The organism is Shewanella sp. 10N.286.52.C2 (assembly GCF_002874545.1).
Lineage (GTDB): Bacteria > Pseudomonadota > Gammaproteobacteria > Enterobacterales > Shewanellaceae > Shewanella.
This window is the reverse complement of sequence record NZ_MCTV01000038.1, coordinates 76,348-87,327: the sequence shown is the minus strand read 5'-3', so window position 1 is coordinate 87,327 and position 10,980 is coordinate 76,348. Positions and strand designations below refer to the sequence as shown.

At 42.4% G+C, this 10,980-nt stretch carries 8 protein-coding genes; 4 read left to right on the top strand and 4 right to left on the bottom strand.

Features of this window, described 5'->3' with window-relative positions; genetic code table 11:
* Positions 1-316: 316 nt before the first annotated feature.
* Positions 317-2,308, bottom strand: coding sequence for an alkyl sulfatase dimerization domain-containing protein (locus BCU94_RS13820; protein WP_102476696.1), 1,992 nt, complete (start codon positions 2,306-2,308; stop codon positions 317-319).
* A 147-nt stretch (positions 2,309-2,455) separates the two neighbouring features.
* On the opposite strand from BCU94_RS13820, the gene BCU94_RS13815 reads away from it, so the two are divergent.
* On the top strand, positions 2,456-3,289 hold the full coding sequence (locus BCU94_RS13815) for a LysR family transcriptional regulator (RefSeq protein ID WP_102476695.1): 834 nt from the start codon (positions 2,456-2,458) through the stop codon (positions 3,287-3,289).
* An 82-nt stretch (positions 3,290-3,371) separates the two neighbouring features.
* Positions 3,372-4,517 carry a serine hydrolase domain-containing protein gene (locus BCU94_RS13810; protein WP_102476694.1) on the top strand — a complete coding sequence of 382 codons (1,146 nt, stop codon included), beginning with the start codon at positions 3,372-3,374 and terminating at the stop codon, positions 4,515-4,517.
* Between the two features lie 134 nt (positions 4,518-4,651).
* Here the strand turns inward: BCU94_RS13810 and BCU94_RS13805 are convergent, their stop codons facing one another.
* On the bottom strand, positions 4,652-5,839 hold the full coding sequence (locus BCU94_RS13805) for a kynureninase (RefSeq protein WP_102476693.1): 1,188 nt from the start codon (positions 5,837-5,839) through the stop codon (positions 4,652-4,654).
* 147 nt (positions 5,840-5,986) lie between these two features.
* Positions 5,987-6,832 carry a tryptophan 2,3-dioxygenase gene (gene kynA, locus BCU94_RS13800; RefSeq protein WP_102476692.1) on the bottom strand — a complete coding sequence of 282 codons (846 nt, stop codon included), beginning with the start codon at positions 6,830-6,832 and terminating at the stop codon, positions 5,987-5,989.
* A 408-nt stretch (positions 6,833-7,240) separates the two neighbouring features.
* On the opposite strand from kynA, the gene BCU94_RS13795 reads away from it, so the two are divergent.
* On the top strand, positions 7,241-8,800 hold the full coding sequence (locus BCU94_RS13795) for an NAD(P)/FAD-dependent oxidoreductase (protein ID WP_102440441.1): 1,560 nt from the start codon (positions 7,241-7,243) through the stop codon (positions 8,798-8,800).
* On the top strand, positions 8,793-10,010 hold the full coding sequence (locus tag BCU94_RS13790) for an FAD-binding oxidoreductase (RefSeq protein WP_102476691.1): 1,218 nt from the start codon (positions 8,793-8,795) through the stop codon (positions 10,008-10,010). The genes BCU94_RS13795 and BCU94_RS13790 overlap by 8 nt, the downstream gene beginning before the upstream one ends.
* Here BCU94_RS13790 and BCU94_RS13785 read toward each other — a convergent pair.
* A complete protein-coding gene (locus BCU94_RS13785) occupies positions 10,000-10,653 on the bottom strand; it encodes a TetR/AcrR family transcriptional regulator (RefSeq protein WP_198589377.1) in 654 nt (217 codons plus the stop codon). The two genes, BCU94_RS13790 and BCU94_RS13785, sit on opposite strands and share 11 nt — an antisense overlap.
* Between the last annotated feature and the right edge of the window lie 327 nt (positions 10,654-10,980).

The following is a 10,980-nucleotide window of genomic DNA, read 5'->3' as shown; positions in this document are numbered from 1 at the left end:
ATATAAAAAGTACTTTTCTCTTCCTCCTCTATACCTCAATTAAGAGTGTGCAGTTATTATTTGAATTCGGGTTTTCAATGCTTAGCTAAACGTAATATATAATTTATTATTAGGCATGTTGCCATGATACATACCTTAAATAATCGCCATAAAATAATAGTTTCACTAATGCGCATCTAGTTAACCAAGAGATATTTAGCATTTAAGCCAGCCTAAGCGAAAAAATCCCTAGCTTAGATAGCTAGGGATTTTTTGTTGGTGAACTAACTCGTCTGCCTTTAACATTGAATGTTACAAATCGATTATACTCGTTCCCCTATGGCACAATTTTAAACGATGGGTTTGCTTGGGTTAGCGACTTAGCGAGTTTTTGAATTACTGTCTGATCGCCTTGTAAACTGGCTTGCTTGGTTTTCAGTAATTCCGCGATGCTCACCTGCTGTAAACTAAACTTATCAACATCTTCTTTGTTGATGGTAAAGGTTGCATCTGCAGCGCTCTTTTTAGTCACTTTGATGTTGTTGAGGTTACCGTTACTCATTTCAACATAGTAAGTTTCGTTAATATCAGGCAGTACGATATTCATGGTAAAGCTATTGTGTTGGGCAACACTGGCATCAACTTGCACTGCCAGATAATCTAAAATCATCCCCATGTCCATTTCACTGATCACATCAGCAGAATTGCCTTTTAACACTGTTTCTTGAATGCCATGGCGCAGTTCATAAGCACCACTTAAATACACGTTGCGCCAGCCCGCGCCTTCACTTTGATAGCCCAGTTGCTCGTAGGTATCAGCCAGTAAGTCGCGGCCTTGTTGTAGCTCAGGGCAAGCGGTTACGACTTTATTCATTGCCGTGGCAACAAAATTATATTCGCCTTTATCAAAGTCGCCCTGCGCTTTGGTTAACACCGCTTTACAGCCTCCCATGTACTCAACAAACTTAGCCGCTTCAGCTTGAGTTGGCAGTGGGTTAAGGTTTGCCGGATTCATATCAAAATAGCCAAGATACAAGTTATATACTGCTCTGGCATTATGGCTATAGGTACCGTGGTATCCATTGGTATGCCATGCACTTTGAATGGTTTCTGGGATCAGGTTTTGGATCTCCCAGCCAATGTCTTGCATCACAACGCCGTTATTGGCTAAACGCAGCGACTGATTATGAACAAAGCCATAGTTGTCTCGTTGCAGTTTAAGAAAATCATTTAAATCTTCATTGCCCCAAATCGGCGCTGAGTGCGCAGCAAATAACACATCCGCTTCAGCACCAAACTCAGTGATCACCTCATTAATTTTCTTTGACCACAGTAGCGCATCTCTGGTTTTCGCACCGCGTAAGGTGTAAATGTTATGCATGCCTTTATAGGTCAGCTCTGCTGCCCAAATGGCGTTCATACTTGGAATATAGGCCACAGCTTCTGAGGTCGCCTCTGTACCAGATGCATCCATGAAAATAAATTCAAGTCCATCAATCGTCCAAGACTCGATATCAGCTTTATGATTAGTTTCAATCGGTTTAACGTAGCTTAGCTCGCCTTTAGTTACCGCATTTGATAGCGCAGCATCAACAATACCGGTTTCACCAATTGGCAATACGGTGCCGTATTGATAAGACACGCGGCGTGACATGGCATTACCCGCTAGCACGTTTTCATCAACTATTTCTTTGGTGATGTTTTTAGAGCCATAAGCCACTACATCAGGGAACATTTTTTGAATACCACGCGCGCCGCCAAAATGATCGCCATGGGAGTGGGAATAGATCATCGCTACCACAGGTAAATCGCCGTCTTCTGGTAAGTTGTTTAACGCAAAACGAAGCGATGCTTCAGCAGCCTCTGGGGTCGTTAACGGATCTAAAATAATCCAGCCTGTTTCACCTCTAACAAGGCTCATATTGGCAAGGTCGGTGCCGCGTACCTGAAAGATTTTATCTGCGACTTGATACAAGCCTGCCGCTTCATGGTTCACTTGTCCTTGACGCCATAATGATGGATTCACCGTATCAGGGGTTTTGCCTTCTAAAAATCGATAGTCATTCCAAATGATGGCTGCGGTCGTTTCATCAAATTCGGCGATTAAGCCTTTACGGGTTTCTTCAAAACCCTTGGTATTGTTAAAGTCTAAGGTTTTGGCAAAAGCTTTATTGGCTGCAATCGTCGCTTTGGTGGCTGGCTTTCCTTGGTATTCGAATGTGGTAGTAAGCGCATGCTCATCAGTGCCTGCGCTATGGTCATGATCGTGCGCCACGACAGCTGAAGAACATACAGACAAAATTACTGTAGTAATAATTGATTTTTTCATAAACACCTCGGTTTAAAGTAAAGCCAGATATCAGTTTAAGGGGACTAAATATCATCAATAGGTGTATTATATATAAGCTGTGACAACGATGAATAAGCTACAAGTGATGTTAAACATAAGCCTGACTTATATTAAAGAGGCCGTAATATGGATTTGAATCTGCTAAACACCTTCATGAAAGTGTATGAATTACAGTCATACACTAAAGCTGCCGAGCATTTTAATATCAGTCAGGCGGCGGTGAGTATGCGCATAAAACAACTTGAAGCCGATATCGCTAATACGTTATTTATCCGCAAAGGCCGCTCTATTGAGCCTACTGCCCATGCCAATTACATGATGACTAAACTCGCGCCAGCGTCAGATTTAGTTTATGAAGCCCTATTTAAAGTCGGCCATAAAATTTATGCCCCTGATTTATTGGTTTATGACTTAGCCAGCCTCGACATTGACGTGTATACCCCACCGCTGAATCAAGAGCAGATTTTTACTGATATCAGAAATCGAAAGGTCGACTTGGTATTAGACTTTGTCACCATTAACGACCCAAGCGTGGTGAGTAAAAAGGTATCTGAAGAAGAAGTGATGGTTGCCGTAAGACAAGATCATCCTCGGATTGTAGACTCAATCACTGAACAAGAGTTTTATAATGAGCGCCATGTATCCATCAATATCAGGCGCGAAAAGTCGAACTTATTTATGCTATTAAGTGACGCCCCAAAACCCAGAGATATAGCCCATGAAGCCACTTCGCTAGTCTCGCAGCTTGCCTATGTTGCCCATACTGATGCCATATCCATCACCCCGAAACGATTTACTTCGATTGCAGCAAAACTTGGCGTAAAGCTACTTGCTTGCCCAATGAAAATGAATAAAGCGCCCATCTCGATGCTTTATCATCGATCATTTTTACATAATGATGAGCATAAAAAATTAAGGCAAAAAGTGAAAAATAAAATTAGCCTTCAGAGTCAAGATTAAATAACTTATTTTTATTTGAATTTTAAGATAACAAGATAGGTAAACCCCCAAATATACTGCCCATTAATGTTAAGGACAACTAATGACCTTTTGTGTAAACACCACTAAATTAATCTGTTTTTTATTATTACTAAGTGCTCAAAGCTATGGCTATGCCTCCTCGTTACTAGGTAATACAGCGCCTAAAAAAGTCAGCATTACAACTACATCAATAGCAAGGTTAATCAAGGACACCATAGATGATTCACCTCAGCCATTTAGTGGCAGCGTCATTTTACTAGAAAATGGTAAGCCACTGCTCAAGTTACAAAAAGGCAAAGCAATTACCCAAGGTTCTAGCTTTGTTATAGCATCTCTTTCTAAACAAATTACCGCCACTTTGATTCTGCAAGCTGTCGATGCTGGTCAGCTAGACTTAAAGGGTTCACTGAATAGTTATCTTTTTGATGAGGCTGCCCCTAATCAACCCAAACAGCACAACAGTATTGAGTCGAGCTCAATCGAAAAAACTCATTTTGATCCTAAACGATATAACGAAACAATTACCATACATCACCTCCTTAGTCACACCTCTGGAGTTGACAAGTTAGGCCAGCCCAATAAATTTGAACCTGGCAGTCAATTTCAATACTCTAACTTGGGTTATTCTCTTTTAGGGCAACTACTCGAACAGATAAACCAACAATCATTTGCTCAACAGATTGTGCAGTTTTCACAAGATAATAAGCTAAACGAACTTTATGCAGAAGTGGGGAGTATTGATAGTATTCGACGACAAGTGACTTCACTCGCTGTCGGCCTAAATGAATCAGATGTTCTCACAGCTTCAAACCTAGTGATTGACGAAGCGCTTCTCCCTGCAGGAGGGTTAATTGCATCCACAACAGCTTTTGCCTCATTTCAACATAAATTACATTCTGGTCAGTTTATCAGCCCCAAAAGCTATGAACTTATGACACAGTCTCATAGCAAGATAAAATTTTTATGGCCAGACATGAGTTATGGCTACGGGCTTAGGATCAATAAAGAAGATGGCATTTTAGAGTACAGCCATACTGGCTACTTATCTGGATACATGTCGATGTCACTCCACTACCCAGAATTTAATTTAGATTTAGTCATGTTAGAAAACATATCTTTAAATCTAAATGATTTCAGCCGCGTCTTCGAACTTCACACCCAGATACGACAAGCTATTCGTAGCAATTTATCCCTCAACAAACCATAACGCCCCAGTCAATAAAGTGAAGCACTCAAATTAACTCATCGATATTAACCAGCCAAACTGCTTGGCTGGTTAATCTTCTTAGCAAGCAAACGCACTAAATTATGCGAACTAACACTTACCAACTAAACCCACCACTAGCTCAAGCTTTTAGCCAAGTGCTCCACTACATTCAGCGCATTAGATAACTGCGCATTTGATAAGTATGGTGCGGGGCCAAAGCGTAACTGATTGCCGCGACTGTCACATAAAACGCCTTGTTTCCCCAGCGCCACAACCCACTGATTGGCTTTGGCGGTGGTTAAAGACAAAAATCCAGCATTATCAATGATGTTATGTGACGGCAAAGCTAAAACGTCACGGCTTAAGCCCATAGTTTCAATCCCTTGCCATAAAACGCTAATTTGTTGCTGACTTATCGCCCTCAGCTTGATGTCAGTAAGCTTATGTTGCTCAAAAAAATCAAACACTTCAGCGGCGCGGTAATGGCTGGCGGGATCATAAGTCGAGCCTGCAAAAGCGCTTTGACCCGGGCCATAACCCACTTTCCCCGGTACGTGATCAAGTACCTCAAATTCCGCATACCAGCCAGTGATAATCGGGCTGCCCTGATAATCTGCAGGAATGCGCAGCATGCAATTGCCTTCACCTGCCTGACAATATTTGTAGCCACCAGCCACGATAAATGCCGATGTGAGCTGCCAAGCATCGAGATTAAATGGCACTACATTAAGGGCATGATAAGCATCAACCAAACAAGGGATCTTTAAATCTTGTGCCGCTTTTGCCACCAAGCCAACGTCGTTAAATATCTCACTGGTGCCAAAAAATACTGCTGATAACATTACGGCATCGGTATCGCTATCAAGCTTGTTGATGATGCGCTCAGCTAAAGTGTCACTTGGCTGCACCTCAACCACTTCAATATTAACATTGATGTCTTTTAAACGGCTCAGCTGACGCCTCAAGGAGTGAAATTCACCATCTGTGGTGACAATCTTAATCGGGCGTTTAAGGGGCTGTTTAAAGCAATGCAAGTCGGACAAAAAGCGTAAGATCAGTTCATGGGTTGAAGCGCCTAAGGCAATTTGCGCTTGGGGCTCACCCAATAAACCACGGTAAAAGTCACGCACCCGGTCAGCTTTTTCAAAGGCTAGTGACCATTTTTCATCTATGTGTTTTGCGGCATCATCAAAGCACTTTACTAAGCCCAGCTTTGCTACATCAGGCCAGGCTTGATGAGAGTGGCCCGACAATAAAATACGCTCGCTCACCTTAAAGCTTTGATAGTGAGTTTGTAGTGTTAGCGCAAAATCCTGATCCATGCTTGCTCTCCAAAACCGATTATTTTTATTGGTAATCTTGTGTTATTTGTAACTGATACTATTACTGATATCGCTACTGATATTGCTGCCCGCGCTCGTACTTGTGCTAGCAGGGTTGTAAATATAGTAGTAAACCCGTAATCAAATTTACAGATGGGTGCGTAACTCAAACAGCTCAGGGAAAAAGCTAATATCCAGGGCTTTTTTCAAGAAGCCCACCCCAGATGAGCCGCCCGTACCCATTTTATTGCCAATTATGCGCTGCACGGTATACATATGCTTAAAGCGCCACTGCTGAAAACTGTCTTCGATATCAATTAACTTTTCGGCGAGTTCATACAGTTGAAAGTGCTCGTCGGCATTTTGGTAGACGTTTAGCCATGCATTTAACACTGAATCATTACGCTCATAGGGCTGGCTAAAATCACGATTTAACTGCAATGCTTCAATATGTAAACCACGCTCATGCAATACTTTTAAAGTGACATCATACAAACTAGGCGCTTCGAGAATTTGCGTTAACTCTTGATGCACCACAGGATCGCTTTCATGCACTTTTAGTAAAGAGGCGTTCTTGTTACCCAATAAAAACTCCAACTTACGATAACCATAAGACTGAAATCCCGATGAGTGGCCTAAAGAATCTCGAAATTTAAGGTAATCCACAGGGGTAAGTGTTGAAAGAATATTCCACGACTGAGTTAACTGGTTAAAAATCTGTTTGACCCGAGAAATCACTTTAAAAGCATGACCAAAATCGCCCTGCTGGATATTGGTAATCGCCACACTGAGTTCATGCCCTGCTAGCTTTAGCCACAATTCACTGGATTGATGGATAACAATAAACAACATCTCATCATGTTGATCTGATAATGGCTGCTGCGCCGACAACACTTGATTTAACTGTAGATAATCGCCATAGGACATATCATCTTTAAAGTCGGTGTGAATATCCTCTTCCATCGCCCGATAGTTACTGTGGGGACAACTCATGTTTATCGCTCCGGTTATTATTTTTATGCCTCAAAAACGATTTATTTAATCACGAACACTGCCTCAAGTCAGTGAGGACTGAATATTAACGTCATGCCTTACTGTACGCCTGAGTTAACACTGACGTTACAAGTGCCGATAACAAAACTGACAGCTCAACCGATAACTAAACCAACAGCCATTGTCCAAAAGCCAGTTAATTGATCAAAAAAACAGAGATGATTAACTGAATCAATCTTGACAAAGCACACATAACACACATATCTTTACAGTATAAAGTTTACACCGTAAGGATTGCTTTTTAACTTTGCCTTACTCGTTCGAGCCTTATCTGTTCAAAGGGACACAAGGGATTTATACCGCAAGTCGATATAACAAATTGATACTAACAATGGAGCTGAAACCACAATGACAGATTTTGATGCGATTGTAATTGGAGCAGGGAACGCTGGCTTAACCGCAGCAACCACCTTGCAAAGAGGCGGAGCAAGAACATTATTGCTCGAACGCCATAATATTCCTGGAGGTTGTGCCACCTCTTTTGTGCGCGGTAATTTTGAATTTGAAGTGGCTCTGCACCAACTTAGCGGCATGGGCACTGAGCAAAATCCGTTTATCATGCGTCAAATATTCACTGAACTGGGCATCATGGATCAACTTGATGTGGTTGAAGAGCGCGAGCTATATCGCTTTGTGATGCCATCAGCTAACGGCGCTAAGCCTGAAATTGATATTACTTTGCCAGCACATTGGAAAGCGCTGGGTAAAACACTGGTGAGTCACTATCCAGAAGAAGCAGACAATATTGGCCAGTTTTTAGATTTATGTGCAGGCCTTGCCATGGAATGCTTTATGGTCATGCCTAAAGTAAGGCATTCAAATGATGAAGCAGTTTTAAAAGCAAGCTGCCCGTTATTTGTGAAGTACGGCTTAAGGCCAGCCAAAGAATTACTGGATCAATTTTTTACCAATAAAGATCTTAAAGCCGTTATCGCCGCCTACTGGTGCTATCTGGGTTTACCGCCAAAAGACTTCCCGTTTCGTGACTTGGCAGTGATGCTATATGCCTACGCATCATTCAAACCTTGTCATATTAAAGGCGGCTCACAAGCTATTTCTAGCGCCTTATTGGAATCATTCCTTAATGCGGGTGGTGAGGTTCGTTTTAACTGCGGCGCTGACAAAATTATTACTGATAAAAACCAAGTTGTTGGGGTTAAAACTGAGCACAATGAGATATTTACTTGTAAGCAAGTTATCTCCAATACCAGCCCATTACACACCTTCAATGAACTGCTGGATATCCCAACGCCGAAACAAGCCGCATTTGATATGAAGTCGCGCCGTATTGGCACCTCTGCTTTTGTGCTTTACCTAGGGTTAGATTGCTCCCCAAGTGATATCGGCGTGACTGCGGCATCCAACTTTATTATTGATGATCGAGATGAAGAAGTGGCTCATGAGATCATGCAATCGTTAACGCCGCCAAAACACACCATGATGACCTGCTATAACCATGATGATCCCAGTTTTGCCCCGCAAGGTAAGTCGGCATTATCTTTACTTTGTTTGCAGTATGGCGAACCTTGGCAAGCACTCAGCCCTGAAGATTATGCTCGTACCAAATACCAGTTTGCAGAAAAACTCCTTGATCACGCCGAGCGAGTATTTCCTCACATTCGTGAGCATATTGAAGAAGTAGAAGTGGCCACCCCATTAACCATGATGCGTTACTTAAATACCCCCCATGGGGCGATATATGGTTTCCAGCAAAACACCCAAGATGCCAATATATTTCGTCGCCGCGTCAGTGAAGTAGCCGGTCTCAACTTAGCAGGTTGCTGGAATGGCATGGGCGGCTTCCAGCCAACCTATATGGTCGGTCAAAGCACCGCCAAAGAAGTACTAAAGCAATTATCAAAGCCTAAAGCGGCCTCGCAACCACAACAGGAGTTATCACATGCCTAATTCAGTCATCGAAAAAGAACAACGCCCCGTGGTGAATATTTTGCATGCGGTCGACGGTTACAATGAAGCGCTAGCACACCAAAAAAACTTGTATCAGGCAGGCACCGACTTTAACGAACAAAAAGGCAATGTGGCCCAAACTATCGCTCGGTTACATCCTAAAAGATTAAAGCTCACTGTCAGTGAGGTGATTGTCGATACCCCAAGCACAGTCACCTTGCGCTTAACCTCAAATACCCAAACCCTGCCGCCATTTCAGGCAGGCCAATATATTAATTTTTTTGTCGATATTAACGGCACTAAAACCGCTAGACCTTACGCCATATCCTCAGCGCCCCAGCAGCGAGAATATTATGATTTAACCATCAAACGGGTTGAGGGTGGCTTTGTATCTAACTATTTACTAGATCAAGTGAAAACAGGCGATAGCTTTGAAAGCACAGGTCCCATGGGCACCTTTTACCATAACCCGCTATTTCACGGTGATGACTTAGTCTTCATTGCAGGCGGTTCAGGCATTGCCCCAGCCAGAAGTATGATTAAAGACATTGTTGCCAACACCTTAGTTGAGCGTAAGAAAAACCAAAAGCTGCATCTTATCTATACCAGCAGTTATCAAGCTGATGTGATTTTTGATGAAGAATTAAAGCAACTTGAAAAAGAGCATGATTTTTTGCGCATCAGTTGGATCATTACCCGTCCCAACGAGCAATACCAAGGGATGACAGGACGGATTAATGTTGAGCGGCTGACACAATTGTTAGGGGATGACGCTGAAAAATTATCACAGAAGATGTTCTATGTATGCGGGCCTACCAGCTTTCATGACCACTGCGCTGAGCAACTCAGGCTACTTAACGTCAAAGCCAGACGAGTACGAATAGAATGTAATGGCCCGCCTAAAAACCCACAAAACTTAGCGGGATGGCCGAGCAATGTTAACGCCTCAGATGTGATTAAGGTGACGATTAAAGGCCAAGGCAGTTTTGAAGCCAGAGTGGATGAGCCATTACTCAACAGCATGGAGCGTTATGGCTTTAGCGCCGAGAATGCCTGCCGCTCTGGTGAATGCAGCTTATGTCGAGTGAAGGTGTTAAACGGCGCGGTATTTAACCCCGCAGAAGCAAAGCTACGCTCAACCGATGAAGCTTATGGCTGGTGTCATTCTTGTGTGGCTTTTCCCTTAAGCGACATTGAAATTATGATTTAAGCTTGAAATAAACCGAGCTGGCGTCAGCTAAATATTGTTTTAAGTTAACCCCTTGCGGTAACTGAATATGGCCTTCGGTCATAAGTGCCGCCATGCCGTGTACCATAGCCCAAGCGCCAATTGCTTGGGCTTTTACTTTTTGGTTGTCTTCATTTTGTAAGGCAAAGGCGGAGCGAAGCAAATTAAATGGTCGTCTTAGTTGCTCATTTTCATTATGACTATTCTCACTATGGTTATTTTGTTCAGTCGACGAACTTGTCTTTAATGCTGGCGTTTTCATTGCTGAAGCCTCAACTTGACCAAGCATCAAACGGTATAGTTGTGGATTCGCGATGGCAAACTCTAAGTAGCTCACCCCATAAGCCAACACTAACTCTCCCGCTACCGCAGCATCATTTTTATCTAGATGTGCCGTGCAGTGTTCCATCGCATCAGCCATGAGTACAAAACCAGACTCAATAATATGACTCAGCAATTGTTTTTTGTTTTTGAAATGCGCATAAGGTGCCATATGAGAAACACCCACTTCAGCCGCTATCGCCCGCAGTGACAAGGCATTAGCGCCATCGCGTTGCAAGATAGTATTGGCTGCAGCAATCAAAGACGCCTTTAAGTCACCGTGATGATATTGTTTATCACTCATAAAACTCATACACCTTAAGTCTAATATGTTAATTATTATAATGAGGGCAACGTGAGAAATCATTAGAAATATATAATAAATCCAATATCTTGCTTTAAATTAGATGACGAGTTTTACAATAATGCTTGTACCCAATAGCCAAAAAGCCTATTTAACGATTAGCGCCACTGTCACGCAGTAGTCTTTATTCCCCCTCAACAATCCGCTGACCCTTTTTTGAGATAGCAAATCCGCCAAACAACATAGGCTCTTTAAAATAACGACAATGTTATAAATTGATTTAAAATAGAACGTTAGCCTAAGACTTAAAGTGCATTAGGCTTGTCA